Source organism: Neobacillus massiliamazoniensis, from assembly GCF_001048695.1.
Classification (GTDB): Bacteria; Bacillota; Bacilli; order Bacillales; family Cytobacillaceae; genus Neobacillus; species Neobacillus massiliamazoniensis.
In genome coordinates this window covers 667,131-693,852 of the sequence record NZ_CVRB01000004.1, presented here as the reverse complement: position 1 = coordinate 693,852, position 26,722 = coordinate 667,131, and the positions used below count along the sequence as shown (strand labels likewise).

Sequence of the window (26,722 nt, the reverse complement as noted above, 5' to 3'; positions counted from 1 at the left end):
TTTTTGCAAGAAAAGGCATGTCCTAAATAAAGGTTTTGAAGTATAATAAAATGAAATTCAGTTTCTTGACAGAATTATGTGAATATACTATTATAAAATATGAATGATTATTCATTCATATTTTATGTTTTTTAGGATCTATTACTTAGTTAACCAGTTTTCTTCAAAAGGAAGGATAGAAATTGAAAAAAAATAAACCAAAATATATGCAAATTATTGATGCAGCGGTTATTGCCATTGCTGAAAATGGTTATCACCAAGCTCAGGTATCGAAAATTGCCAAGCAGGCTGGTGTTGCCGATGGAACCATTTATCTTTATTTTAAAAACAAAGAAGATATCCTTATCTCGGTCTTTGAAGAAAAAATGGGAAACTTTATTGAAAAATTAAATGAATTAATTGCAGGAAATGGGACGGCGGTAGAGAAATTATTAAGAGTGATAGAATCTCATTTCAGATTGCTGTCCGAGGACCATCACCTTGCAATCGTCACCCAGCTTGAATTACGACAATCCAATAAAGAATTACGTTTAAAAATCAATGATATTCTAAAAGGATATCTTCAGGTGATAGATAAAATTCTTATTGAAGGCATCGGAACGGGAGAATTCCCAAGTAGCCTTGATGTACGTCTTGCAAGACAAATGATTTTTGGAACGATTGATGAAACCGTAACGACTTGGGTGATGAATGAGGAGAAGTATGATTTAGTCACACTTGCGCTTCCAGTTCAGCGTCTACTAATTAATGGATGTGGAAACGTGGAGTGAATATAGGATAGGAGGTATCTAAATGGAGTATTTAAAATGGTCTTATCAAGACAATATTGCCACCATTACTTTGCAACGTCAACCTGCTAATGCTCTCTCATCAGGGCTTTTAAAAGAGCTTGCAGCAGCGCTTGATGAAATTGAACCAAACCGTGAAATAAGAGTAGTTATTATTCATGGGGAAGGACGCTTTTTCTCAGCTGGGGCGGATATTAAAGAATTTACGACCGTAACTTCATCAGACGATTTTTCAAAGCTTGGTAAGTATGGTCAAGAGCTATTTGATCGAATGGAAAAATTTCCAAAACCGATTATCGCGGCTATTCATGGTGCTGCCCTAGGTGGCGGACTTGAGCTTGCGATGGCTTGCCACATTCGCCTTGTTAGTGAAACAGCGAAGCTAGGTCTACCTGAACTCCAGCTTGGATTAATCCCAGGATTTGCTGGAACGCAGCGCCTGCCGAAATATGTTGGAGTTGCAAAAGCTGCAGAAATGCTCTTCACTTCTCTGCCTATCACTGGTGTTGAGGCAGTCCAATATGGCTTAGCAAATCAAGCTTATCCTGAAAATGAAGTGTTGGAAAAAGCGTATGAGATGGCTGGAAAAATCACCAAGAAAAGCCCCGTTTCAATAAAGGCAGCTATCGAATTACTGAATTATGCCAAAACAAAAGAATTTTACGAAGGACAAAATAAGGAAGCTGTTTTGTTTGGAGAAGTCTTTGGATCTAGTGATGCCAAGGAAGGCATCCAAGCATTTATGGAAAAAAGAGAGCCTCATTTTAAAGGTGAATAAGCATGTCATAGCTGAGATCGGCTTTGACAGCATTATTTTATATTTTTTTGTAAAATATTTTCTCAATCTTTCGAACTGAAAAAATGTTTGAATTCTCTTAGGAGGGAACCCTAACCATGAACATTTACGTGTTAATGAAAAGAACCTTTGATACTGAAGAAAAGATTTCAATTTCCGGTGGAAAAATCAATGAGGATGGTGCTGAATTCATCATCAACCCTTATGATGAATATGCGATTGAAGAGGCTATTCAAGTTCGTGACGCAAATGGCGGAGAAGTAACCGTTATTTCTGTTGGAAACGAGGAGGCAGAAAAACAATTGCGTACAGCCCTTGCGATGGGTGCCGATAAAGCTGTCCTTGTGAATACGGAAGATGATTTGGAATTTGGGGATCAATTTACAACAGCAAAAATCCTTGCTGAATATTTAAAGGATAAAGATGCGGATTTAATTTTAGGTGGAAATGTTGCGATTGATGGAGGTTCTGGACAGGTTGGTCCACGCGTGGCAGAATTGCTGAACATCCCTTATGTTACAACCATTACAAAGCTTGAAATTGACGGAAATAAGGTAACAGTCACTCGTGACGTGGAAGGGGATTCCGAAGTAATTGAAACGAGCCTTCCGTTACTAGTAACTGCCCAACAAGGCTTAAATGAACCGCGTTACCCTTCTTTACCAGGCATCATGAAAGCGAAGAAGAAACCACTTGATGAATTAGAGTTGGATGATCTTGACCTTGAAGAAGATGATGTAGAAGCGAAAACGAAAACCATTGAAATATATTTGCCTGCTCAAAAAGAAGCTGGAAAGGTTTTATCCGGTGAATTGAGCGATCAAGTAAAAGAACTTGTTCAACTTCTTCATTCTGAAGCAAAAGTAGTCTAATCTTATTTTTCAAAAATGTGCAGGAGGTAAAGGGGAATGACTAGAAAAGTATTAGTATTAGGAGAAGCTCGTGACGGAGCATTGCGTAATGTTTCTTTTGAAGCAGTCGCTGCAGCAAAAACAGTTGCAGAAGGTGGAGAAGTTATTGGAGTATTGCTTGGTGAATCTGTAAGCGCTTTAGGATCAATGTTAATTCAATATGGCGCTGACCGCGTTGTTGTAGTTGAAGATGAAAAATTAAAACAATATACATCGGATGGCTATGCCCAAGCATTATTAGCAGTGATTGAAAAAGAGCAGCCAGAAGGTTTGGTTTTGGGACATACAGCACTTGGAAAAGATATTTCACCAAGAATTGCTGCCAAACTTTCTTCAGGCTTGATTTCTGATGCAACTGCTGTTGAAGTAGCAGGCGGCAATGTCGTCTTTACAAGACCTATTTATTCCGGTAAAGCATTTGAAAGAAAAATTGTCACAGACGGTTTGATTTTTGCAACCGTTCGTCCGAACAATATTGCTCCTTTAGAAAAGGATGCAAGCAGAACGGGTGAGGTCGCATCGCTTTCAGTCGAAATTAAAGACCTTCGCACCATCATCAAAGAAGTAGTACGAAAAGCCACAGAAGGTGTCGACTTAAGTGAAGCAAAAGTAGTTGTTTCCGGCGGACGCGGTGTGAAAAGCGTTGAAGGCTTTAAGCCTCTAAAGGAATTAGCTGATGTATTGGGCGGGGCAGTTGGAGCTTCGCGCGGTGCCTGTGATGCTGACTACTGTGATTATTCAGTGCAAATCGGTCAAACCGGAAAGGTTGTAACACCGGACCTTTATATTGCTTGTGGTATTTCCGGAGCGATTCAGCACTTAGCCGGCATGTCCAACTCAAAAGTGATTGTGGCCATCAACAAGGACCCAGAAGCGAACATCTTTAAAGTGGCTGACTATGGAATCGTCGGTGACCTGTTTGAAGTTGTACCGATGTTAACAGAAGAGTTTAAAAAGCTTAAAGTTCACTCATAATAAGAAAGCGGGCGAGCGGGTTGAACCGCTCGCTTTTATTAGGGAAAAATTACTTGTCAAGCAAATAATTAGCATGATTTTTCAACCGATGCTATACTGTGGGTAGTATTTCAGTATTAACTTAGGAGGTCATACAAATGGCTATTTCACATGTAACTGATCAAAATTTTACTGCAGAAACAGGTTCAGGTCTTGTTCTTGCAGATTTCTGGGCACCATGGTGCGGACCTTGTAAAATGATTGCTCCCGTTCTTGAAGAACTTGACGCAGAAATGGGCGATAAAGTAAAAATCGTTAAATTAGATGTGGATGAAAATCCAGAAACAGCTGCAAAATTCGGGGTTATGAGCATCCCGACATTATTATTTTTTAAAGACGGCGAAATTGTTGATAAAGTAGTCGGCTTTCAGCCAAAAGATGCATTAGCAAGCGTAGTGCAAAAACACGTATAAACGTCTATTTTCCATTATAAGCCTTAGCCGGAAACTTTCTGGCTAAGGCTTTTTTGTTCTTTTCTTTAGGTTCCGTTTGTTTTAAAATTTATAGATAAATAAAAGGCTATGTTAAAGCTCATTGTTGATTTTGCCACTATGTTGATTGGAGCGGAAGGCACTCGACTCCTGCGGGATTACGGGTCCGGGGAGACCCCGCAGGCGCAGGTAGCGCCGAGGAGGCTCCCCGGACCGCCCGCGGAAAGCGAACGCCTGGAGCGGAAATCAACAGGCAAGTTTAACAGAGATTAATAAAAAGGGATTTACTAAAGAGGAGTGGCGGGTATGAATGAAACAATTAAACAAAAATTAACCTTGCTGCCTGATCAGCCTGGCTGCTATTTAATGAAGGACCGGCAGGGGACGATCATTTATGTAGGAAAAGCAAAGGTATTAAAAAATCGAGTCCGTTCTTATTTCACCGGTTCACACGACGGAAAGACGTTGAGGCTGGTCAATGAGATTGAAGACTTTGAATATATCGTCACCTCCTCAAATATTGAGGCGCTTCTTCTCGAATTAAATTTAATTAAAAAATATGATCCAAAATATAATATCATGCTGAAGGATGACAAAAGCTATCCGTTTATTAAACTGACGGCAGAAAGACATCCTAAACTCATCATTACGAGAAAAGTGAAAAAAGACAAGGGCAAATACTTTGGTCCCTACCCAAATGTAGGGGCAGCAAATGAAACGAAAAAACTTCTCGACCGGATTTACCCATTGCGCAAATGCTCGACCCTGCCTGATCGGGTTTGTTTGTACTATCATATAGGTCAGTGCCTGGCACCATGTGTGAACGAGGTTTCGGAAGAAGAGTACAAACAAATGACCGATGAAATTACCCGTTTTCTAAATGGCGGTTATAACGAAATTAAGAAAGATCTAACAGAAAAAATGAACAGTGCCGCTGAAGAACTGGATTTTGAACGGGCAAAAGAATTACGTGATAATATCATCCATATTGAAACGATTATGGAAAAGCAAAAAATTACGATGACCGATTTTACCGACAGAGATGTATTTGGCTTTGCCGTTGATAAAGGCTGGATGTGTGTTCAAGTCTTTTTTGTGCGCCAAGGAAAGCTAATTGAACGTGATGTTTCCACATTCCCAATCTACAATGAACCGGAAGAAGAAATATTAACTTTTCTGGGACAATTTTATGCTAAGGCCAATCATTTTAAGCCGAAGGAAATTCTTGTACAAGATGAAGTGGATTTGAATCTTGCAGAACAGCTGCTTGAAGTGAAAGTGATACAGCCACAGCGAGGACAGAAGAAGGACCTTGTCAAAATGGCCATTAAAAATGCGAAACTATCCTTGAATGAGAAGTTTTTGCTAATCGAAAAGGATGAAGAAAGGACGATCAAAGCGATTGAGAATCTTGGGAGCCTGCTTGGGATTTATACACCGCACCGTATCGAATCCTTTGATAACTCCAATATTCAAGGAACCGACCCTGTTTCGGCCATGGTTGTTTTTATTGATGGGAAGGCAAATAAACGGGAGTACAGAAAGTATAAAATTAAATCGGTTAAGGGGCCTGATGATTATGAATCAATGCGGGAAGTGACACGAAGAAGATATTCCCGTGCATTGAAGGAAAACCTTCCTTTACCTGATTTGATCATCATTGACGGTGGGAAAGGGCATGTTGAGGCGGTAAGAGATGTATTAGAAAATGAGCTGGGCTTGGACATCCCACTTTCTGGACTTGTCAAGGATGAAAAACACCGAACGTCGCAATTATTGTACGGGAATCCATTAGAAATTGTCCCATTGGCTAGGAACAGCCAGGAATTTTATTTATTGCAAAGAATACAAGACGAAGTTCATCGCTTTGCCATTACCTTTCATCGCCAAATACGCGGGAAAAATGTTTTTCAATCCTTACTTGACGATATTCCGGGAATTGGTGAAAAACGAAAAAAACTTTTGTTAAAACAATTTGGCTCTGTGAAGAAAATGAGAGAGGCCAGTTTGGAGGATTTTCGATCGATCGGTCTGCCAATAGACGTGGCAAAAGAATTAATAAATAAACTTCACACAGAGTGATTGTCAGAAAAATGTCAATGTGCTATAATGATTTAAATTTTAACAATACTATCACTTTAACGTATTAAAGTGAAGGTAGAGGTGCGAGCTTCAAGAGTAAAGGTTCAGAGAAGGATGAGCTTCAACGAGGAGCCTTAAAAGGGGATGTTCGCCGAAGTAAAGAAAGCCTCATTTCTTTCTTTGCTGGTCCTGTATTGAATAAATGCTGGATTGTCAGGACAAATGTCTTGGAGAGCTATCTAACATTGGGGTGAACACATAATTTTTTGTGTTCTTAAGCAATGAGATGCCCTCTCATTGCTTTTTTAATTTTTGGAAAAATCAGCCAAAGGGGAAAAGGTAGGGAAGAGGATGGGATTAATTGTTCAAAAATTTGGGGGAACGTCTGTAGGCAGTGTAGAAAGAATTCAGCATGTGGCTCAATGTGTTTATGAAGAGAAGGAGAAAGGGAATGATGTCGTGGTCGTTGTTTCCGCAATGGGAAAGTCCACAGATCAGCTTGTTAACCTGGCAAAGGAAATTTCCTCACAGCCGAGTAAACGGGAAATGGACATGCTGCTTACAACAGGCGAGCAAGTAACAATAGCCCTATTGTCGATGGCGTTAAATCAAAAAGGTTTAGAAGCCGTATCCTTTACAGGTTGGCAAGCGGGAATTGTGACGGAGCCTGTTCACGGAAATGCGAGAATCATAGAGATTCAAACAGAAAGTATTGATGCACAGCTTTCAGCCGGAAAGGTTGTGATTGTTGCTGGTTTTCAGGGCATCACCGAAAATGGAGAAATTACAACATTAGGCCGAGGAGGTTCAGATACAACGGCTGTGGCATTGGCCGCTGCTTTAAAGGCAGATACATGTGATATTTACACAGATGTTACCGGAGTTTTTACATCAGATCCAAGGTTTATTAAAAATGCACGTAAACTATTATCGGTTTCGTATGATGAAATGCTTGAGCTTGCCAATTTAGGGGCCGGTGTTTTACACCCTAGGGCAGTCGAGTTCGCTAAAAACTATAACGTCTCGCTGCAGGTCCGTTCCAGTATGGAGAGAATAGAAGGTACAGTGATTGAGGAGGAAGCAACGATGGAACAAAATTTAGTCGTCCGCGGCGTTGCATTTGAAGACGAGATTACAAAGATTAGTGTATTAGGGCTTACTGATTCATTAACCAGTCTATCAACGATTTTTACAACTCTTGCTCAAAATCAGATAAATGTTGACATTATTATTCAAAGCACCACAGAAATGGGAAATGCTAATTTGGCTTTTTCAATCAAGTCGGACGATTTACAAGAGACCATTAGCGTACTAGAGGATCATAAAGAACTACTCGGCTATGGACAACTCAGTGCAGAAAATAAATTAGCAAAGGTATCTATTGTTGGGTCCGGAATGATTTCCAATCCTGGTGTAGCCGCAAAAATGTTTGAGGTACTTGCTACAAACAAAATTCCAATCAAAATGGTCAGTACCTCTGAAATAAAAGTATCTGCCGTAGTCGAAGAGCGTAATATGATTAGAGCCGTCGAAGTCCTTCACGCTGCCTTTGAACTCGCCAATATTGAAGCGGAAGTAAACTAAAAAAGCTTGAAGCGGAGTGGAGAACCCCCTCCGCTTCAAGCTTTTTATTCAGTGTCCACCCCAAATGGACAAATGTCCACGAAGGGTGTCAGGCACCCAAAGGGAGGCACCTACAGTATGGCACCTATTTAACACTGTCTTTGCGGTCCCATTTGACGGTGAATTGGACTTTGTTGGATTTTTTGACTGGGTGTTCGAATGTTTCAGCAATGACTTCTTTTTGTAACTCGATTTGCTGAGCTAAGAATCCGGCTTCAAGCTGGAAGAAGTGTTCAGCCTTTGATTTGACACGAGATACGATCAGTGAGCTCATAAGTTCAAATTCGATTTCTTCATGGGTTTGTTTTATGATGTAAAGCTCACCCCAAGAAGCGGCTGTGAAAAAATCAACTATTTCATCAAAGCTTTTTAATGGGTATTTTCGTGCCAATCGTTTTCCGGCCCAGTATAAGACTTCCGGAGTGTCCTTGCCTAAAATCTCAGGCAATAAAACCTCCCTGATTAATTCATATCCGAAAAGTGAGATGGTTCGCGGTTCTTCTTCAGAATTTATGTCTTGCTCGACTACTGTACTTTCTTTCACAAGTTTCCCCTCTTTCTACCATTCTATTATATACAATTTGTTGATTATTTCAGCATGGTTTTTCTAGAATAGATCATGATTCGCAAGGTAAATATTGCTATTTTAGGATATTATTAAATGAAAGCATTACTATTATCTTGTCCTGTAATGATAAAAAATCAAAGAAAAATCCATTGGTAAATAATTATAAAAAAAGTAGGTCCATTCTTCAAATAATAAGGTGTAGAATCTTGTTGGAAAAGTATAATTTAACAATATCAATATATTATAAAAATTTTTTAATTAGGCAACTTTTATGAATCCGGTTTCTTGACGCTCTAAGATGTTGGGAGTAAAATGAACATGTCACACAATTGTCACAGTGATGCTAAGTGTTTTTTCTTTTGTGATATAGAACGAAAGGGTGAAACTTACCATCATTTCAAAACTTAAGGGGGGTAAAATATGGCGAGCAATCGGGAGTTTGTTTATCGAAGATTGCATTCATTGCTGGGAGTTGTTCCAATAGGGTTGTTTCTTGTGGTGCATCTTACAGTCAATCATTATGCAACTGGGGGAGCCGATTCATTTAACAAAGCGGCAAATTTCATGGAGAGTCTACCATTCCTTCGTGTCTTAGAATGGATAATGATCTTTTTACCAATATTATATCATGCTATCTATGGACTTTATATTGCTTTTACTTCTTCTAGCAATGTAGGAAGACTTGGTTTTTTTAGAAACTGGATGTATGTCATTCAAAGGATAACTGGTGTAATCACGTTAATCTTCATCGCTTGGCATGTTTGGGAAACACGTATTGCGATGGCATTTGGCACACCGTTAAACTTCCAAATGATGCATGACATTTTGTCGTCACCATTCATGTTTGGTTTTTATGTAGTTGGTATAATTGCAGCTATTTTCCATTTTTCAAACGGTTTATGGTCGTTTATGGTTAGCTGGGGAATTACTGTAACGCCACGTTCTCAAAAAATATCTACATATGTCACATTGGCCATTTTTGTGATTCTTTCCATTATTGGAGTACAAAGTCTTTTGGCATTTGTTTAAAAAAAACTTAATTTTTCTTGAAAAATGATTGGATTTTGGATTAAGGGAGTGAGTCACGATGAGTAAAGGTAAGGTGATCGTAGTCGGCGGCGGCTTAGCCGGCTTGATGGCAACAGTAAAAGTTGCAGAAACTGGAACACCTGTAGAATTATTTTCGCTTGTTCCGGTTAAACGCTCTCACTCTGTTTGTGCCCAAGGTGGTATTAATGGAGCAGTAAATACAAAAGGTGAAGGGGATTCCCCTTTCATTCACTTTGACGATACGATTTATGGCGGCGATTTTTTAGCAAATCAGCCACCAGTTAAAGCAATGTGCGATGCAGCACCTGGTATTATTCACTTATTTGACCGTATGGGAGTTATGTTTAACCGCACGCCAGAAGGATTGCTGGATTTCCGTCGTTTTGGAGGGACACAGCATCACCGTACGGCATTTGCCGGTGCAACAACTGGGCAGCAATTACTTTATGCACTTGATGAGCAAGTTCGCCGCGAAGAAGTTGCTGGTTTAGTTACGAAATATGAAAACTGGGAATTCTTAGGTGCGGTAGTTGATGATGATGGAGTATGTCGCGGGATTATTGCACAAAACTTAAAAACGATGGAAATTAAGTCGTTTGTTGCGGATGCCGTGATCATGGCAACTGGCGGACCTGGAATTATTTTTGGAAAATCAACAAACTCAGTTATTAATACTGGATCTGCAGCTTCTATCGTTTACCAACAAGGTGCCTATTATGCAAACGGCGAAATGATTCAAATCCATCCTACTGCCATTCCTGGTGATGATAAACTGAGATTAATGAGTGAGTCAGCACGTGGTGAAGGCGGACGGATTTGGACATATAAAGACGGAAAACCTTGGTATTTCTTAGAAGAAAAATATCCTGCATATGGAAACCTTGTGCCGCGCGATATTGCAACACGTGAAATTTTCCATGTCTGTGTAGATGATAAGCTTGGTATTAATGGTGAAAACATGGTTTACCTCGACTTATCCCACAAGGATCCACATGAGTTGGATGTAAAATTGGGCGGAATTATCGAGATTTATGAAAAATTCGTAGGGGATGACCCACGAAAAGTGCCAATGAAAATTTTCCCTGCTGTTCACTATTCAATGGGTGGACTTTGGGTTAACTATGATCAAATGACCAATATTCCTGGTCTCTTTGCTGCAGGTGAATGTGATTATTCACAGCATGGTGCCAACCGTTTAGGTGCGAACTCCTTGCTTTCGGCAATTTATGGGGGAATGGTTACCGGACCGAATGCTGTTAAATATATCGATGGACTTGAAAAGAGTTCCGATTCGATCTCTTCTACTGTGTTTGACCGACATGTGAAAGAACAACAAGAAAAGTGGAATGGCATTATGTCAATGGATGGAAATGAAAATGCTTATGTTCTCCACAAAGAGCTTGGTGAATGGATGACAGATAATGTTACTGTTGTTCGTTACAATGACAGGCTGTTAAAAACAGATGAAAAGATTCAAGAACTGTTAGAGAGATACCAAAATATTAATATTAATGACACTTCAAAATGGAGCAATCAAGGTGCAGCCTTTACACGTCAATTACAAAACATGCTGCAATTGGCCCGTGTTATTACGATCGGTGCATATAATCGTAATGAAAGCCGCGGTGCCCATTATAAGCCTGATTTCCCAGAGCGTAATGATGAGGAATTCTTAAAAACAACAATGGCAAAATTTGTTGATTCTAAATCTGCTCCAGCCTTCCATTATGAGGATGTTGATATCTCGTTGCTTAAACCACGTAAGCGCGATTACACTACTAAGCATTAATGAAAGGGGAGTAGGAAAGAATGGCTGAAACAAAAACAGTTAAATTTATAATAACTCGTCAGGATTCCGCAGATTCTGCTCCTTACGAGGAGGAATTTGAAGTACCTTATCGTCCGAATATGAACGTGATTTCGGCATTGATGGAAATTCGCAGAAATCCTGTCAATACAAAGGGACAAGCTACAACTCCAATTACTTGGGAAATGAACTGCCTTGAAGAGGTTTGTGGTGCATGTTCCATGGTGATTAACGGTAAACCGCGCCAATCCTGTTCAGCGCTTGTTGATCAGCTTGAGCAACCGATCCGTTTAGCACCGATGAAAACATTCCCTATTGTCCGCGATCTTCAGGTGGACAGAAGTAGAATGTTTGATTCATTAAAGAAAGTAAAAGCATGGATCCCAATCGATGGAACGTATGATTTGGGACCTGGTCCTCGTATGGCGGAGAGAAAACGTCAATGGGCATATGAACTGTCAAAATGTATGACATGTGGCGTGTGTTTAGAGGCCTGTCCGAACGTTAACGACAAATCAAATTTCATGGGACCATTTGTATTTGGTCAGGTTCGCTTATTCAACACCCATCCAACTGGCGCGATGAATAAAGCAGAACGGTTAAATGCCTTTATGGAGGATGGAGGATTGCAGGGATGTGGTAATTCACAAAACTGTGTTCAAGCATGTCCAAAGGGCATTCCACTTACAACTTCAATTGCGGCTATTAACCGGGATGCAACACTCCAATCCTTTAAAAATTTCTTTGGTAGCGACCACGAATAATATTCATAAAGCCCTTCTTTTTTATAATGAAAAGAAGGGTTTTTGTTTAAAAGAAAAGAAAGTATAAATTGTGACTTCGAGAATTGTCCAGCTTCAGGCGCCCAGCGACTAGTGGACTTCGCTCTTCTCCCTACGATAAGTCAACATCGGATCGCTAGCGCTCTCCGTGTTTCCTTTATCTCAGTCGAAGCGCTCCAGTCCATACGTCGCTTAACGGGCGCCTTGCGCTTTTCTTATCGGAAGTGAATTTGTTTATTAGATATACATATGATAAAGGATGGTAATGAAGGTGAAAGCGAAAGTTCCGTTGATCATCATTTTAGCTGGATTAGTTATTATGGGAATAGGAATATGGCAATTTGTTGATACAAAGATGGAAACCCAAGCTACAATTAAGAAAGCAAAGGAAGTCATTGCCCCAAAGAAAACCCCCAAGAAAACAGTTGGAAACACAACAAATGACACAGGGGAAAAGAATTCATCACCTAGTGTCGGTGACACGATTGGCCTTTTGATTATTCCTAAAATTAATGCAGAGCTTGGCATTGTAGAAGGCACCAATCCTAATGATTTGAAAAAGGGGGTAGGGCACTATAACGGCTCTTATCTTCCTGGCGAAAAAGGACAAATTGTTTTATCAGGTCATCGTGATACGGTGTTTCGCCATCTTGGAGAATTAAAAATCGGAGATTCCTTAAATGTAAAAATGCCTAATGGAACTTTCACCTATGAAATTACTCATACAAAAATCGTAGATTCGAATGATACAAGCATTATTACCTTGCAGCATAATGAAGAAGAATTAATGTTAACCACTTGCTATCCTTTTAGCTATATAGGGGATGCTCCCGATCGCTATATTATTTATGCGAAACCAAAATCTTGAAAATAATTTTATTGAATGATATTCGAAGCATTAAAAAAATCTATGTAAAGGAAAGTCTATTTAGGATTCCCTTTACAGAATTTATCAATTATTGTTGACTACATATAATTCCTTATGGACAAATAAGCAATTAAAAATCTCTTTGTGTTCAAATAGGACCAACTTTTTAGCTCCTCGTAAATGGGGAGCTTTTTTCCATTTCATCACTTTTAAGAAAAAGAGAATTCCTCTCATTATAAAATCACTGAATTGACGATAAGTGTCTTTTTTTGTATTTTGGACAAAAAATGGATAAATTTTATAGTTCGAAATACATAGTGATTTTTTAAATATTAAATGGTAGAATCTACTAAAGTGGAAACGGTTGCATTCGCACATTTGTGCAAACGGTTGCACAAAATATAACATTTAGTTGCGAAAATCGTTAGCGCTTATAAAAAAATAATAGGGGGATTTAAATGAGGCGTATATTTTCATCACTGCTGGCATTTGTGCTTTTATTTAGTACTTTTGTGCTACCGTTTGCACAACATGCTAAGGCCGCAGATAAAATGTATGACAAAGTTGTATTACGTGGTAATGCAAACTCACTTGATTGGAGCTCGGATAACCATCCTCTCATCTATGATCCTACACAGGGAAATTGGAAAAGCCAGCCTATCTCACTTCAGGGTGGTAAAGAAGTAGAATACAAGTTTGTAATGAATGATCAATGGATGGCTGGAGAGAATCTTAAATTTACTCCACCGCAAACGGGAGACTATATTTTTGTTTTCCACCAGGATCAAGAAAGAACAGTTGATGTCAAGTTAGACTTCTCGAAATTTACTGGAACGTTAACGCTAAAGGTTTCCCTACCTCCAGGTACATCTGATCGAGCTATACCAACAATTGGTTCAACCTTAAATGGATTTAATTATGCTATTACCCCACTAACTAAAGGGGCAGATGGCAAATGGACGGTAACACTAGCTGGTAATGCTGGTGATGAAATTCAATATCTATACTCCTTAGGTGACCAAAAGCTGCTAGAAAAAGCAGATACTAAACGTAAAGCAGTTTTTACAGCGGATGGTAAGGTATATGAAGATACAGTAGCGGCGTGGAAAGCTGTACCAATCGCGAAAGATGTGAATAACAATTACTCTTATTCACCGGTCATTCCAACTAGTAATGATGATGTAACGGTTAAAGTAACAGTACAGCATTACGATTCAGTAGATGCTGGAGCAATTTATTATACGACTGACGGTACCTTCCCAAGCGGAAGCAGAGGAGCTGCAACAGTTGGTAAAGTGGTATCGCTGCAGAAGGACTCGGAAACAATCGCAAATGGACTGACAACAACTATATTTAAAGGTGTTATTCCTAAACAAGAGAATGGAACCGCTGTCAAGTATATAACAGATGTTTGGAATACAGCTAGTTCGGGTTCACAGTATGCAGACTCTAATGGCTTTACACCAGAAGAAGCTACGCCTTTTGGCTATTATGTAGATCAATTCAAATCACCGCAATGGGCAAAGGATGCTGTGATTTATCAAGTATTTGTTGACCGTTTTAACAATGGAGATCCAAATAATGACGACCCTGCTTCAGCAAATCTGCCTTATGACGAAAAACTAAAAGGCTGGATGGGTGGAGATTTAAAAGGGGTTTTAGATAAACTTGATTATATTAAGGGCTTAGGTGTTAATACGATTTGGATTTCACCTGTATATAAAGGTCCATATTCACATGGATATCACCCTGCTGACTACAAGGAAATTGATTCTCGTTTCGGTGATAAGAATACGATGAAGCAATTAGTCGATCAGGCACATGCTAAAGGCATGAAGGTAGTGTACGACTTTGTTGCCAACCATTCATCTGTTCAGCATCCGTTTTTCCAGGATGCTAAGGCAAAAGGGGAAGGAAGCCCTTATTACAATTGGTATACATTCACAGAATGGCCTAACCAGTACAAAACGTTCTATGGTGTACAAGAGCTTCCGGAACTGAACAATGATAACCCAGAAGTAAGAAACTACATGATTAATGATGTTGTTCCGTATTGGTTAACTGATTTAGACTTTGACGGTTTCCGTTTAGATTATGCCAAAGGTCCTAGCTACAGCTATTGGGTTGATTTCCGTCATAAAGTGAAACAATTGAAACCAAACGCTTATATTTTCGGGGAAGTTTGGGACACTCGTGAAAAGATTAACTCATATGCTGGTAAGCTTGACGGTGCACTTGACTTTGGCCTAAATGATTCACTAGTTAATACATTTGCAAAAGACCAATCTATGGTCGATTTAAGCAAAACAGTCAATGACAATCTTGCTACCTATCCATCTGAATACGTGCTTTCATCATTCCTAGACAGCCACGATAAGCCGCGCTTTATTTACGAAGCGGGAGGCGATGTTACAAAATTGGAGCTTGCAGCAGCAACTCAATTTACCTTACCTGGACCGCCGATCATTTATTATGGTGATGAAGTCGGACTTTCCATGAGCAAAGATCCTAATACTGTTACAGATTGGAAGGATCGCTACTATCGAGAAATGATGCCCTGGGATCCAGCCAAGCAAAATCTTGATATCCAAAGCTATTATAAAAAACTAGCAAAACTTCGTAATGATATTTCAGCATTGCGTACAGGTACATTTAAATCATTATTTGCTGATCAAAATGTTTTTGCTTATGAAAGAGCTGATAAAGACGGTCAATATTTAGTTGTTGTAAACAAAGGAGCATCCAATCAACAAATTGACGTGAATAAGCTTTACAATCAATTAAAAATTGACGATGTTTCCTTAACTGATGTGTTCGGAACTGATAATTTTAAAAGTGACAATGCTGGTAATCTTTCTTTTATAAGCAAAGGGAAAACTTTCAGTATTTACAAGGTAAATGGCTCTTTGACCTACAGTGATGTGCCGCTTGACCGCAATAAGGTATATAGTGACGTTGTCCTAAGAGGTTCTGACCCTCTGAAATGGGATGGAGCAGATCAAAAGTTAACTTATGACACTGTGGAAAAAGTATGGAAGAGTCAACCGGTTGCTTTGACGAAAGGTGTTAAAGTAGAATACAAGTTTGTTAAAGATGGCCAGTGGATGGATGGTGATAATCTATCGTTTACACCTTCTGCATCAGATAAGTATGTATTTGTTTTTCACGCCTTAGATGAACGTAGCATTGATGTCAAAGTTGCTCAGCAAAAAGTAACAACGAAGGTGAAAATCCATTATCAGCCTAAAGCTGGTGATACGAAGAATTGGAATCTTTGGGTTTGGGGAGACGGCAATGAAGGTAAAGTTTATCCGTTCACTGGTGAAGACAAGTTTGGAAAAGTAGCCGATGTTGAATTAGATGGTGACTTTAACAAAGTTGGTTTCATTGTCCGAACAGACAGCTGGGAAAAAGACGGCGGCGACCGTACTATAGATAATATTTGGTATGGTAAGGATGAGGTATGGATAAAAGCCGGCGATGATAAAGTATACACTAGTCCTCCCGATGGTGAATATCGTCAACTACCAACATACAACGATTTAGAAGTATCCTTTAACTATTACCGTTATGACTTAAATTATAATGATTGGGATATATGGGTATGGACCGACAAGAGTGACGGTGTAGCGGTACCACTTTCCCAAGAAACTTCATATGGTAAACAAGGTACGGTTAAACTAACCAACTTAAATGGAGCAACAAAGGTAGGCTTTATTGTTCGTAAAAAGGATTGGTCTGCAAAAGACATTGGAGATAATCGATTTATTACCAAATTCACAGCTGATGGAAAAGCAGAAGTATGGCTTGCGCAGGGACAAGCGCGGATTTTCGATAATCCTGCGAAGGTTGACCGCAATCCAAGAATTGTAAAGGCTGACATCGATGAGTTAAATCAAATCACGTTCGAAACTAATTTCCCGTTCTCATTAACTGATGCAGCAAACGCAGGTATTAACTTACAAGATGCCGCTATTGAAAAAGTCGAACCAATCGGGGATTTGTTAAACGGCTTAACAAATAAGGTAAAGATTACAACTAAACAAGATTTAGATTTATCTAAGACTTACAAGATTAGTAAAGAAGGCTTTGGAGAAGCAACTGTTACAATGGGCAAAGTGGTTAGAAGCAAATCATTCGAAGATCATTTTTATTATGATGGTAATGATCTTGGGAATAGCTATTCTGCAGCCCAAACTAGTTTCCGTTTATGGGCACCGACAGCTAGTGAAGCTAAGCTAGTAACCTATGATAAATGGAATTCAACCACCGGAACAGAAATTCCAATGACTCGTTCAGATAAGGGGACTTGGACTGCTAAATTGACAGGTGACCAAAAAGGCTTGCTGTATACCTATAAAGTTAAAGTTGGCGATACTTGGAATGAAGCAGTTGATCCATATGCACATGCAGTTTCTGCTAACGGTGATAAGGGTGCTGTTGTTGATTTAAAATCAACGAATCCTGAAAACTGGAGTACAGCTAAACCTGCGTTTAAAAATCCAGAGGATGCGATAATTTATGAAGCGCATATCCGTGATTTAACCATCGCACCAGATAGTGGTGTAAGTGACCAATATAAAGGAAAGTTCCTTGGTGTTGCACAAACAGGCACTAAAGGACCAAATGGTGTAAAAACAGGTTTAAGTCATATTAAAGATTTAGGTGTCACCCATGTACAGTTATTGCCAATGTTCGATTATAATTCCGTAGACGAAACAAAACTCGATCAGCCGCAATTTAATTGGGGATATGATCCGAAAAACTATAATGCTCCTGATGGATCCTATTCAACTGATCCATATACACCTACTGTTCGTATCAATGAAATGAAGAAAATGGTTCAAGCTCTGCATGATAACAACCTTCGTGTCATTATGGATGTTGTTTATAATCACATGTTTAATGCAGCAGAGTCTAACCTGCAAAAGCTGGTTCCAGGCTACTATTTCCGTTATAACGCAGATGGAACACTTGCTAACGGTACAGGAGTAGGAAATGATACAGCATCTGAACACAAAATGATGCGTAAATTTATTGTTGATTCTGTTTCTTATTGGGCAAAGGAATACCACATAGATGGATTCCGGTTTGATTTGATGGGAATTCATGATGTTGAAACCATGAACGAAGTTCGTTCTGCCTTGAATAAAATTGATCCATCTATCATTGTGCTTGGAGAAGGCTGGGATTTAAATACTCCACTTGATCCGGAACAAAAGGCAAATCAAAAGAATGCAACAAAGATGAAGGGTATTGCTCAATTTAATGATGATATCCGTGATGGCTTAAAGGGCAGTGTCTTTGATGATTTAGATAAAGGTTTTGTTAACGGCAAAGCAGGAATGGAAACTCGTATTAAAAAGGGTGTAGTAGGCGGTATTAATTACAGTGATACGATTAAAACCTTTGCTGATGACCCGGGCAAAACCATTACTTATGTAGAAGCGCATGATAATTTAACGCTATGGGATAAGTTGAAAAAGACTAATCCAAATGATAGTGATGATGTACTAAAACAAATGCATAAGCTTGCATCATCCATTGTGTTAACTTCACAAGGTATTTCATTTATCCATGCCGGTCAAGAGTTTATGAGAACAAAGGGCGGAAATGATAACAGCTATAATGCACCAGATGCAGTAAACGAATTAGACTGGAAACGCCGCAGTGAAATGGATGCTGAAGTAGAATATTTTAAAGGCCTAGTAAAGGTTAGAAAAGATCACCCGGCCTTCCGAATGACCACTCAAGCTGATATTAAAGAACATCTGAAATTTTTAGATGCTCCTGCAAATTCAGTGGCTTTCTACATTGATGGTCATGCTAATGGCGATTCAGCTGAAAAAATTGCTGTTGCCTACAATGCTAATCGAACTCCTGTTACGATTAAATTACCTGTTACAGGTAGTTGGAAGCTAGTAGTAAATGGTGTTAAAGCGGGTTCATCAGCACTCGATATTATTAAAGGCAATGAAATTACCGTTCCTGCACTAAGCACATACGTGTTAACGCTGGGAGAGAAAGAGGATAATGGCGACGAAAATGGTAATAACCAAGGTAACAACTCTGGTGAAAAGCCTAATCATAAGCCAGTGGTAATTAAGACTTCTGTAAAAAATGGGAAAATTGAAGTAGGACAGCAGGATTTTGAAAAGGCGATTAATAATGCTGCCAACAACCAAGGTAATCTCATTTTAGACATTGGAACTAATCATTCTGCGACACTAGAGCTTACGAAAGAACAAGTAAAACTTCTTAAAGAAAAGGGGGTTCCGCTAACTGTTAAGAATGACCTAGTGGAAGTCGCAGTTCCATTAGCAGTTGTTCAAGACGGAAAGTCGTTTTCCCTTGATATTAAGAGAATGCAAGACATCAGTAATACCGTGAGCCCGGTTTACAGTTTCACGATCTATATTGATGGAAAAGCTGTTCATCAGTTTTCAGAGCTAGTTTCCTTAACTTTCACAGTTGATCGTTCAAAAATAAAGAATACTGCAAACCTCAAGGTGTTCTATTATAATGACTCAACTGAAAAATGGGAGTTGGTTCCTGGCGCTGTCTATAAGGATGGAAAGGTAACTGTTCAAACCCCACACTTTAGCACCTTTACTGTATTTGAAACAGGGAAGGATACCCCGGTGGCAGAGGCAAACACAACACCGAAAACAGGGTATGGTCTTCCTAGCACTGCATCAAACATGTTTAATATCCTTTTTGTAGGCGTAACCGTTTTATTTATTGGAATAGGCATGATTTTGACTAGAAGACGAAAAACAGAATAACTAAAATTAGGCTGATCAAGCATTATATGTACTTGGTCAGTCTTTTCCGTTTTAACGATTTTATTTAAAGCTTTGTTTTTAATTGAAACTAATTTGGTGAATTCAACAAATTAATCGATCGAAGACATACTGTTTTTATAGGTATAAAAATAATTTCAAAAATGATTCAATCTTTAAACACTAATAAATAATATTATTTGTTGTTTCCAAATGGTAAAAATAAACTTATAATAAAATGAATGAATATTCAGTGATTAAGGAGAGAATATAATGGGGCGAGCTAACTACATAGATGATTTTCATCAATGGGAACAAGAATTTGAATTTTTCCTAGATGTTAAAGTGCGATTTTCTGAGACTGATTTGTTTGGCCATCTAAATAATACGGTTCCATTTGTCTACTTTGAAGAAGCGAGAACGGAATATTTAAAGTCAATAGGCTTTATGCAAGAATGGCTCCAGCCGGAGAGCGAAACCATTCCTGTTGTGGCCGACTTGCAATGTGATTACCTCAAGCAAATCTATTTTGACGAAAAGCTAAAGGTGTATGTCAAAATACAATCTATTGGGAACTCATCAGTGGATATTCACTACATGGGCAAAAAAGAGGATGGATCGATCGGTTTCGTCGGTAGGGGAACAATAGTGCAAATTTCAAAAAAGACAGGAAAAGGTGTACCTTGGACAGAGGAAATGAGAAATCTACTTTGTAAGCATCAACTTACTCAACTTTAAATATCTGATTCGTACATTTTTTTACAAAATCATTCTCCTTATTGGAAATACAGTCACTTCGCAGGTCGAGTTCACATATGATATGGTGACTAAAAATATACCCACCCCACGGTTCATAACTGGCGAAGGCAAGGAGGGTTTCAATACTTGAAGGAGAATGATTATACTCACAAGCCATTACTCACCAAACGTGAAAGAGAAGTATTCGAACTGTTAGTACAAGACAAAACAACAAAAGAAATCGCTGGTGAATTATTTATAAGCGAAAAAACGGTTCGAAATCATATTTCAAATGCCATGCAAAAGCTTGGCGTAAAGGGGCGTTCCCAAGCGGTTGTAGAGCTCCTTCGAATGGGGGAGCTAGAACTTTAATCATGACCGGCATCCATATTTTGGAGGCCGGTTCATATTTTATTAACCCTTTTTGCGGGTGCCTATCAACCGAAAGATTCAACTTGAAATTTCACTGAAAAAAGTAGAAAATAAGAGCAAGGTTTAAGACTTTCACCTAGCATGAAATACATGAAGGAATGATAGGGTCTTTAGGAGAAAGCCTATATTTTAGGGGTGAAAAAATGAAACTCGAAGATTCACATAGAGTAAATGCAGAAATAGTAGCTAGTATTGAAAAAGATTTACGCTACATATCAGGAATTATTAAACAAAAAGGTAGAGAAATGCTAAGTAATTATAAAATTACTCCACCTCAATTCATAGCCCTTCAATGGCTCTTTGAAGATGGGGATATGACCATCGGGGAGCTTTCCAATAAAATGTTTTTGGCATGCAGCACAACCACAGATCTCGTCGATCGGATGGAAAAAAATCTGCTTGTCGAGAGAGTTAAGGATTCAAACGACCGCCGTGTTGTTCGCATCCACTTGCTTGCTGAGGGTGAAAGAATCATCGAAGAAGTGATTAATAAAAGACAACTATATTTAAAAGAAGTCTTAGTGAATTTCTCGTTAGAAGAAATCCAGCTTTTTCAAAACAACTTGATGAAATTGCATCAAGAAATGCGTTAAAAAAGAGGCGAGAAGTTTGAAACATCCAATTGGAGTGATTGATTCCGGCGTTGGCGGGTTAACGGTTGCCAAAGAGATAATGAGGCAGCTTCCGAATGAAGAAATTATATATTTGGGCGATACCGCCAGATGCCCTTATGGACCTAGACCCACTAAGGAAGTGAAGAAATTCACTTGGGAATTAACCTCTTTTTTATTAAAAAAAGAGATCAAAATGCTAGTAATTGCTTGCAATACAGCAACAGCTGCCGTTCTCGATGAGATTCGGCAGGAATTAACCATACCTGTTCTTGGAGTAATTAATCCCGGTGCACGTGCTGCTATTAAGACTACAAGAAATTACCGAGTAGGGATAATTGGAACGGTGGGAACAGTTAAGAGCGGTGCATACGAAAAGGCTTTGAAATCTTTAAATAGCAGGCTTTATGTCCAAAGTCTTGCTTGTCCTAAATTTGTCCCTCTTGTCGAGAGTGGTGAATACTCTGGGGCCATAGCCGAAAAAATTGTGGATGAAGCACTAACACCACTACTTAATCAAAATTTGGACACACTAATCTTGGGCTGCACTCACTATCCACTATTAGAGCCTCTCATAAAAAAAATTATGGGGGAAAGTGTAAATGTAATCAGTTCAGGTGATGAGACAGCACGAGAAATCAGCGCCATTCTCCAATATAACGGGCTCCTCAGTTTGAATGAGAACGAGCCTGAGCACGAATTTTTCACCACGGGTTCTACAACTATTTTTTCAAAAATTGCTTCCCAATGGTTAGAAAGACCTGTTGATCATGTGAAACAAATAAAACTTTAATGATGGGCCCTCGTTATTACGAGGGCTCTTTTTTTTCTAATACTTTAAAAAAAATGTCTTATAGACGGTCTATTTTTTCACAAGGCTCGTATACATGTTAGTACAAACTATCTTGGGGGGAATAGATATGTCTAAAAATAAAGCTGGTACCATTGTTTCGGCTATATTCGCTTCAACCGTTCTATTATCAGGCTGCGGCATGTATGGGTCTGAAACGAATAAGAAAATAGATCCGCCACAAAAAGTAACGATGGTCGATAAAAATGCCAATAAGGATAAAACTGCAAAAAAGGATAATTCACAAGAAACCGTCAAAACGGAGCTTTATTTAATTGATAAAAATGGTTATGTTGTCCCCAAAACGATTGATCTCCCGAAAAATGTAACAGTAGCTAAACAGGCTCTTGATTATTTAGTGCAAAATGGACCGGGTACCGACATGCTGCCGAACGGATTTAGAGCTGTCCTGCCTGAAGGTACACAAACCTCTGTCAATGTAAAAGATGGCGTGGCAACGGTCAATTTTTCAAAGGAATTTAAAAACTACCAGGCTGGAGATGAATTAAAGATTCTGCAATCGATCACATGGACCCTCACGCAGTTTAATACCATTAAGCAAGTAAAACTGCAAATGAATGGTCATGATCTTACGGAAATGCCTGTTAATGGAACTCCGATTAGTGATAAACTCTCAAGGGCCAATGGAATCAATATAGACACTAAAGACATTGTCGATATTACAAACACGAAGCCGTTAACCGTCTACTATATCGGTGGTGATGAGGGCTCGTACTATTATGTTCCCGTCACTCTTAGGATCAACAATGAAGTAAAAGATAATGTTGCTGCCGTGGTAAATGCGTTGGCTACAGGACCAAACGAAAAGTCTAACCTTGTTTCTGAGTTTATGTCTGATGTCAAACTCCTTAGTGCACCAAAGCTTGAGGGGGGGAAGGTGACGTTAGACTTCAATGAGAACATTTACGGCGGCTTTAAAGATAAAATCATTTCTAAAGCCTTATTAGATGAGCTTGTCCTTTCGCTTACTGAACAAAATGGAATTGACAAGGTAACCTTGACGGTTAAAGGAAAACCGAGTTTAGTAGATGATAAAGGTAAGAAATCAATAGAGGCAGTAACCAGGCCGGAAAAAGTAAATACGGGTAGTTTTTAAAAAATGTTTTTTGTTATACTATATAGTGACAACGAAAGAGGTTGGCTCTTGGCCCGCCTCTTCTTTATTAGATAAGGAAGAAAATTCAACTTCGAGAATTGTCTAGCTCCAGCGCCTAGCCCCTCGAGGTCATAAGCCACTCCCAAAATGAAGGCAAAAAACGCCTTCTTTTTGGGCGCGTCTTATGCTTGTCGGGGCTGAACAAGGCGCTTACGCTTTTCTTATTTAATACATTGCTTTATAGTCTGTAGCGAAATGGAGGAAGTATTGTGCGTGTTGATGGCAGAGAACCACTGCAGCTAAGACCAATACATATTGAAACTAATTATTTAAAACATCCTGAAGGTTCCGTTCTAATAACGGTTGGGGATACAAAGGTGATTTGTACTGCAAGCATTGAAGATCGAGTACCTCCTTTTATGAGAGGAGAAGGCAAGGGTTGGATTACTGCCGAATACTCAATGCTACCAAGGGCAACTGAGACGAGAAATATTAGAGAGTCTTCCAAAGGGAAAGTATCAGGAAGAACAATGGAAATTCAAAGGCTAATCGGGCGTGCTCTAAGAGCAGTTGTCGACCTAAGTGCAATCGGCGAAAAAACGGTTTGGATTGATTGTGATGTCATTCAAGCAGACGGCGGCACCCGGACTGCCTCTATCACCGGAGCATTTGTAGCGATGACAATGGCATTGAATGCTTTGGCGGAAAAAAAGTCCTTTCCAAGGTTTCCGATTACGGATTATCTAGCAGCAACTAGCGTTGGTATTTTAAAAAATGACCTTACCGTTCTAGATCTAAACTATGCTGAAGATTCTAAGGCCCATGTTGATATGAATGTCGTGATGACAGGAAATGGAGAATTTGTCGAACTTCAAGGAACGGGTGAAGAATCTACCTTTTCCTATGCACAGCTACAGGATTTACTGAATGCAGCACAAGAGGGATTGACGGAGCTTTTTGAACAGCAAAAGAATGCTTTAGGTGAAGAAATCACAAGAAAAATAGATGCAAGAAGGGCGAAATAAGAGGAGATTACGATGAAGGAAGTTATTATTGCGACAAAAAACCCAGGTAAAGCAAGAGAATTTGAGCAAATTTTTACTCCGAGAGGGATTGTAGTTAAAACGTTGCTGGACTTTCCGGAAATCCCTGATGTCGAGGAAACAGGCACAACTTTTGAGGAAAACGCCATTCTAAAAGCTGAAGCCGTATCGCGTGCCCTTAATAAAATGGTAATTGGCGATGATTCGGGATTAATGGTCGATGCCCTCGAAAGGAGACCAGGTATTTATTCCGCACGTTACGCCGGGGAACCTAAAAATGACCAAGCGAATACAAATAAGCTGCTTAACGAGTTAACAGGTATTCCGGATGCTAGAAGATCCGCTCGTTTTTACTGTGCACTGGCAGTTGCCGTTCCAAATCAAAAACCGATTACGGTGTCAGGCACCTGCGAAGGAAGAATCCTTGAAGAACAGAGAGGTTCAAATGGATTTGGATACGATCCGGTTTTTTATGTGCCGGAAAAAGGACTCGCAATGGCGGAATTATCATCGGATGAAAAAAATAATATAAGCCATCGTGCGAACGCGCTTAAGAAACTTGAGGTGATTCTTGATTCTATTTTAGAAAGTGCGGAACAATCATGAGCAAGGCATTGATCGTAAGCGATAGTCACGGCCTGACCAAAGAGCTTCAATGGGTAAGGGAGAGGCATATTGGTGAGGTCGATATAATGATTCATTGCGGTGATTCACAATTGATGCCTGACGATCCATCTATCGAAAGGTTTTTAACCGTCATGGGAAATTGTGATTTTGGCGGGTATCCGTTAGAAACGTCGCTTGATTTTTCAGGGCGTAGGTTTTTTATTACCCATGGCCATAAGTATTCGGTAAAGACTTCGTTAATGAGCTTAAAATATAAGGCTCTGCAGGAAAATGCCGATATCGTATGTTTTGGGCACTCGCATGTATTAGGTGCTGAGGTAGTAGGCGGCACGCTCTTTTTAAATCCGGGAAGCATCCGCCTTCCCCGAGAGCGCATCGAGAAAACGTATATGATTCTTGACTTGAATGACGACATCATCAATTTGTCAGTTTTCGAATTAAATGGACGTGAAGTTAAGGAGCTAGCACGTGAATTCGTCTTGCCGAAATGATGGGGAGTTTTTTGCTTCCCCATTTTCTCTTTAAAAAATGGGCAAATAGCTGTTGACTTTTAATTATTTGCCTACTATAATAAATCTTGTCTTTGAAAAACATATATGTCCCAGTAGCTCAGCAGGATAGAGCAACGGCCTTCTAAGCCGTGTGTCGGGGGTTCGAATCCCTCCTGGGACGCCATCTAAACTACATACTAAAATTTACTCACCATCATTGGTGAGTTTTTTTGTTTTTTCTATTTTTCCATGCTATAGTATTTTTCAGTAGAAAAAGTATGAGGCGGTCATTTTATGAAAAAACGGGAACGAGCCAAAAAAATAGGTAATGTCATCTTCATTCCCGGACTTGAACAACGATTGAAGGATAAGGGCCTTGAAAGTCTGCAAATGAAGAAATATAACGAAGCGATAATCCTTTTAGAGGAGGCCAAGGAACTTAATCCGGAAGACGGGGAAATTTTAATCGGACTTGTACTGGCTTATTTTGAAGCTTCTTCTTTCAAAAAAGCAAAAACACTCACAAATGAAATGCTCTTAAAAGGTATTGGAGACTATTTTCAAATCGTTGACCTTCATCTTTCAATCCTTATTCAACTTCACGAATATGAAGAGATTGTAACCACCTTGGAAGTGTTACTAGAAGAAAAAGAGTTTCCACCCGATAAACATAGCCACTTTTTAACTCTCCTACAATTTAGCAAAAGGATGGCGGAGAATAACAAACCTGACGAGGATTTACCTCATAGTACTCTAAACCTGCTTTCTTTACATAATCTTAATGAACAAATGGCAGTGATATCAAATCTAGCTGATAGAAATATTCGTCCTTACATCCCGGAAATTCAAGACTATTTGTGCTCAGATGAAGGGCATCCTTTTCTTAAAACTATACTGTTAACCCTTTTGAAAGATCAAGAATTTGACAAGGAAGTAAAGGTTAGGAAATTTAATTTGGAATTAAAAGTTGTTCCAGCCCAGCTCCCGGAAATTCAATTACAACCGAAAATGAAAGAGATCGAAAAACGATTAGCAGATATATTAGAAAATAATAATCCTGTCCTTTTTGATAACATCATAGGATTGGTAGAACGCATCTTCTTTATTAGTTTTCCGTTCGAACTTCAACCGGAAAGCGTGAATGCATGGGCTGCAGCCTTTCATTTACTTGGGCAAGATTATTTTGGGATTGAACCGGAAATCGACGAAATTTCAAATGATTATCAGGTTTCAAGGGAAAAAATCGAGTTAGCAATGACTAAAATAAGGGAAGTAGAAGAAATTTCAATTCCTAATATATAGGTAAGGCTG

At 39.2% G+C, this 26,722-nt stretch carries 22 protein-coding genes, 1 tRNA gene and 1 riboswitch; of the genes, 22 read left to right on the top strand and 1 reads right to left on the bottom strand.

Features of this window, described 5'->3' with window-relative positions:
* Positions 1 to 182 precede the first annotated feature (182 nt).
* From BN1082_RS21285 to BN1082_RS21255, 7 genes are all read left to right on the top strand, one after another.
* The gene (locus BN1082_RS21285; protein ID WP_090637952.1) at positions 183 to 770 is read left to right on the top strand and encodes a fatty acid metabolism transcriptional regulator FadR; all 588 of its coding nucleotides are present in this window, start codon (positions 183 to 185) and stop codon (positions 768 to 770) included.
* A gap of 22 nt (positions 771 to 792) precedes the next feature.
* The gene (locus BN1082_RS21280; protein WP_090637950.1) at positions 793 to 1,566 is read left to right on the top strand and encodes an enoyl-CoA hydratase; all 774 of its coding nucleotides are present in this window, start codon (positions 793 to 795) and stop codon (positions 1,564 to 1,566) included.
* Between the two features lie 116 nt (positions 1,567 to 1,682).
* A complete protein-coding gene (locus BN1082_RS21275) occupies positions 1,683 to 2,456 on the top strand; it encodes an electron transfer flavoprotein subunit beta/FixA family protein (protein WP_090637947.1) in 774 nt (257 codons plus the stop codon).
* Between the two features lie 36 nt (positions 2,457 to 2,492).
* Complete coding sequence (locus BN1082_RS21270; RefSeq protein WP_090637944.1) at positions 2,493 to 3,470, top strand: electron transfer flavoprotein subunit alpha/FixB family protein; 978 nt, start codon at positions 2,493 to 2,495, stop codon at positions 3,468 to 3,470.
* Between the two features lie 137 nt (positions 3,471 to 3,607).
* Positions 3,608 to 3,922: a thioredoxin gene (trxA, locus tag BN1082_RS21265; protein ID WP_090637942.1), complete on the top strand. Its 315-nt coding sequence runs from the start codon at positions 3,608 to 3,610 to the stop codon at positions 3,920 to 3,922.
* A gap of 324 nt (positions 3,923 to 4,246) precedes the next feature.
* The gene (gene uvrC, locus BN1082_RS21260) at positions 4,247 to 6,022 is read left to right on the top strand and encodes an excinuclease ABC subunit UvrC (RefSeq protein ID WP_090637939.1); all 1,776 of its coding nucleotides are present in this window, start codon (positions 4,247 to 4,249) and stop codon (positions 6,020 to 6,022) included.
* Positions 6,023 to 6,090: 68 nt separating this feature from the next.
* Positions 6,091 to 6,268, top strand: a riboswitch (Lysine riboswitch).
* Between the two features lie 105 nt (positions 6,269 to 6,373).
* Positions 6,374 to 7,606: an aspartate kinase gene (locus BN1082_RS21255; protein WP_090637936.1), complete on the top strand. Its 1,233-nt coding sequence runs from the start codon at positions 6,374 to 6,376 to the stop codon at positions 7,604 to 7,606.
* A gap of 124 nt (positions 7,607 to 7,730) precedes the next feature.
* Here the strand turns inward: BN1082_RS21255 and BN1082_RS21250 are convergent, their stop codons facing one another.
* Positions 7,731 to 8,189, bottom strand: coding sequence for a YslB family protein (locus tag BN1082_RS21250; RefSeq protein ID WP_090637934.1), 459 nt, complete (start codon positions 8,187 to 8,189; stop codon positions 7,731 to 7,733).
* 444 nt (positions 8,190 to 8,633) lie between these two features.
* On the opposite strand from BN1082_RS21250, the gene BN1082_RS21245 reads away from it, so the two are divergent.
* The 15 genes from BN1082_RS21245 (at position 8,634) to BN1082_RS21175 (ending at position 26,713) form a co-directional block, all read left to right on the top strand.
* Positions 8,634 to 9,242 (top strand): succinate dehydrogenase cytochrome b558 subunit, encoded by a 609-nt coding sequence (locus BN1082_RS21245; protein ID WP_090637931.1) that lies wholly within the window; start codon positions 8,634 to 8,636, stop codon positions 9,240 to 9,242.
* A gap of 58 nt (positions 9,243 to 9,300) precedes the next feature.
* Positions 9,301 to 11,052 carry a succinate dehydrogenase flavoprotein subunit gene (sdhA, locus tag BN1082_RS21240; protein ID WP_090637929.1) on the top strand — a complete coding sequence of 584 codons (1,752 nt, stop codon included), beginning with the start codon at positions 9,301 to 9,303 and terminating at the stop codon, positions 11,050 to 11,052.
* A 20-nt stretch (positions 11,053 to 11,072) separates the two neighbouring features.
* Entirely contained in the window at positions 11,073 to 11,834 is a 762-nt protein-coding gene (sdhB, locus tag BN1082_RS21235) for a succinate dehydrogenase iron-sulfur subunit (RefSeq protein WP_090637926.1), read from the top strand.
* A gap of 283 nt (positions 11,835 to 12,117) precedes the next feature.
* Complete coding sequence (locus BN1082_RS21230; RefSeq protein WP_281177042.1) at positions 12,118 to 12,720, top strand: class D sortase; 603 nt, start codon at positions 12,118 to 12,120, stop codon at positions 12,718 to 12,720.
* A gap of 458 nt (positions 12,721 to 13,178) precedes the next feature.
* The gene (pulA, locus tag BN1082_RS28945) at positions 13,179 to 19,505 is read left to right on the top strand and encodes a type I pullulanase (RefSeq protein WP_141650899.1); all 6,327 of its coding nucleotides are present in this window, start codon (positions 13,179 to 13,181) and stop codon (positions 19,503 to 19,505) included.
* Between the two features lie 270 nt (positions 19,506 to 19,775).
* A complete protein-coding gene (locus BN1082_RS21220) occupies positions 19,776 to 20,240 on the top strand; it encodes an acyl-CoA thioesterase (RefSeq protein ID WP_090637921.1) in 465 nt (154 codons plus the stop codon).
* A gap of 147 nt (positions 20,241 to 20,387) precedes the next feature.
* Positions 20,388 to 20,612 carry a spore germination transcription factor GerE gene (gerE, locus tag BN1082_RS21215; RefSeq protein WP_026572264.1) on the top strand — a complete coding sequence of 75 codons (225 nt, stop codon included), beginning with the start codon at positions 20,388 to 20,390 and terminating at the stop codon, positions 20,610 to 20,612.
* Positions 20,613 to 20,815: 203 nt separating this feature from the next.
* A complete protein-coding gene (locus BN1082_RS21210) occupies positions 20,816 to 21,265 on the top strand; it encodes a MarR family winged helix-turn-helix transcriptional regulator (RefSeq protein WP_090637918.1) in 450 nt (149 codons plus the stop codon).
* Between the two features lie 16 nt (positions 21,266 to 21,281).
* Positions 21,282 to 22,076 carry a glutamate racemase gene (gene racE, locus BN1082_RS21205; RefSeq protein WP_090637915.1) on the top strand — a complete coding sequence of 265 codons (795 nt, stop codon included), beginning with the start codon at positions 21,282 to 21,284 and terminating at the stop codon, positions 22,074 to 22,076.
* Between the two features lie 127 nt (positions 22,077 to 22,203).
* A complete protein-coding gene (locus BN1082_RS21200; protein WP_090637912.1) occupies positions 22,204 to 23,250 on the top strand; it encodes a GerMN domain-containing protein in 1,047 nt (348 codons plus the stop codon).
* A gap of 269 nt (positions 23,251 to 23,519) precedes the next feature.
* Positions 23,520 to 24,275: a ribonuclease PH gene (gene rph, locus BN1082_RS21195; protein WP_090637910.1), complete on the top strand. Its 756-nt coding sequence runs from the start codon at positions 23,520 to 23,522 to the stop codon at positions 24,273 to 24,275.
* Positions 24,276 to 24,287: 12 nt separating this feature from the next.
* A complete protein-coding gene (locus BN1082_RS21190; protein ID WP_090637907.1) occupies positions 24,288 to 24,899 on the top strand; it encodes an XTP/dITP diphosphatase in 612 nt (203 codons plus the stop codon).
* On the top strand, positions 24,896 to 25,411 hold the full coding sequence (locus BN1082_RS21185) for a metallophosphoesterase family protein (RefSeq protein WP_090637904.1): 516 nt from the start codon (positions 24,896 to 24,898) through the stop codon (positions 25,409 to 25,411). Before BN1082_RS21190 ends, BN1082_RS21185 begins: the two co-directional genes overlap by 4 nt.
* Positions 25,412 to 25,518: 107 nt before the next feature.
* A tRNA-Arg gene (locus tag BN1082_RS21180) sits at positions 25,519 to 25,595 on the top strand.
* A 110-nt stretch (positions 25,596 to 25,705) separates the two neighbouring features.
* On the top strand, positions 25,706 to 26,713 hold the full coding sequence (locus BN1082_RS21175) for a tetratricopeptide repeat protein (RefSeq protein WP_090637902.1): 1,008 nt from the start codon (positions 25,706 to 25,708) through the stop codon (positions 26,711 to 26,713).
* The last annotated feature ends 9 nt before the right edge of the window (positions 26,714 to 26,722 follow it).

Coding starts and splice junctions, on each gene's coding strand:
- BN1082_RS21275 (WP_090637947.1), top strand. CDS start 1,683: ATGAACATTTACGTGTTAATGAAAAGAACCTTTGATACTGAAGAAAAG.
- uvrC (WP_090637939.1), top strand. CDS start 4,247: ATGAATGAAACAATTAAACAAAAATTAACCTTGCTGCCTGATCAGCCT.
- BN1082_RS21230 (WP_281177042.1), top strand. CDS start 12,118: ATGAAGGTGAAAGCGAAAGTTCCGTTGATCATCATTTTAGCTGGATTA.
- BN1082_RS21255 (WP_090637936.1), top strand. CDS start 6,374: ATGGGATTAATTGTTCAAAAATTTGGGGGAACGTCTGTAGGCAGTGTA.
- trxA (WP_090637942.1), top strand. CDS start 3,608: ATGGCTATTTCACATGTAACTGATCAAAATTTTACTGCAGAAACAGGT.
- BN1082_RS21190 (WP_090637907.1), top strand. CDS start 24,288: ATGAAGGAAGTTATTATTGCGACAAAAAACCCAGGTAAAGCAAGAGAA.
- sdhA (WP_090637929.1), top strand. CDS start 9,301: ATGAGTAAAGGTAAGGTGATCGTAGTCGGCGGCGGCTTAGCCGGCTTG.
- BN1082_RS21200 (WP_090637912.1), top strand. CDS start 22,204: ATGTCTAAAAATAAAGCTGGTACCATTGTTTCGGCTATATTCGCTTCA.
- BN1082_RS21280 (WP_090637950.1), top strand. CDS start 793: ATGGAGTATTTAAAATGGTCTTATCAAGACAATATTGCCACCATTACT.
- sdhB (WP_090637926.1), top strand. CDS start 11,073: ATGGCTGAAACAAAAACAGTTAAATTTATAATAACTCGTCAGGATTCC.
- BN1082_RS21185 (WP_090637904.1), top strand. CDS start 24,896: ATGAGCAAGGCATTGATCGTAAGCGATAGTCACGGCCTGACCAAAGAG.
- pulA (WP_141650899.1), top strand. CDS start 13,179: ATGAGGCGTATATTTTCATCACTGCTGGCATTTGTGCTTTTATTTAGT.
- BN1082_RS21270 (WP_090637944.1), top strand. CDS start 2,493: ATGACTAGAAAAGTATTAGTATTAGGAGAAGCTCGTGACGGAGCATTG.
- BN1082_RS21175 (WP_090637902.1), top strand. CDS start 25,706: ATGAAAAAACGGGAACGAGCCAAAAAAATAGGTAATGTCATCTTCATT.
- BN1082_RS21220 (WP_090637921.1), top strand. CDS start 19,776: ATGGGGCGAGCTAACTACATAGATGATTTTCATCAATGGGAACAAGAA.
- BN1082_RS21210 (WP_090637918.1), top strand. CDS start 20,816: ATGAAACTCGAAGATTCACATAGAGTAAATGCAGAAATAGTAGCTAGT.
- BN1082_RS21245 (WP_090637931.1), top strand. CDS start 8,634: ATGGCGAGCAATCGGGAGTTTGTTTATCGAAGATTGCATTCATTGCTG.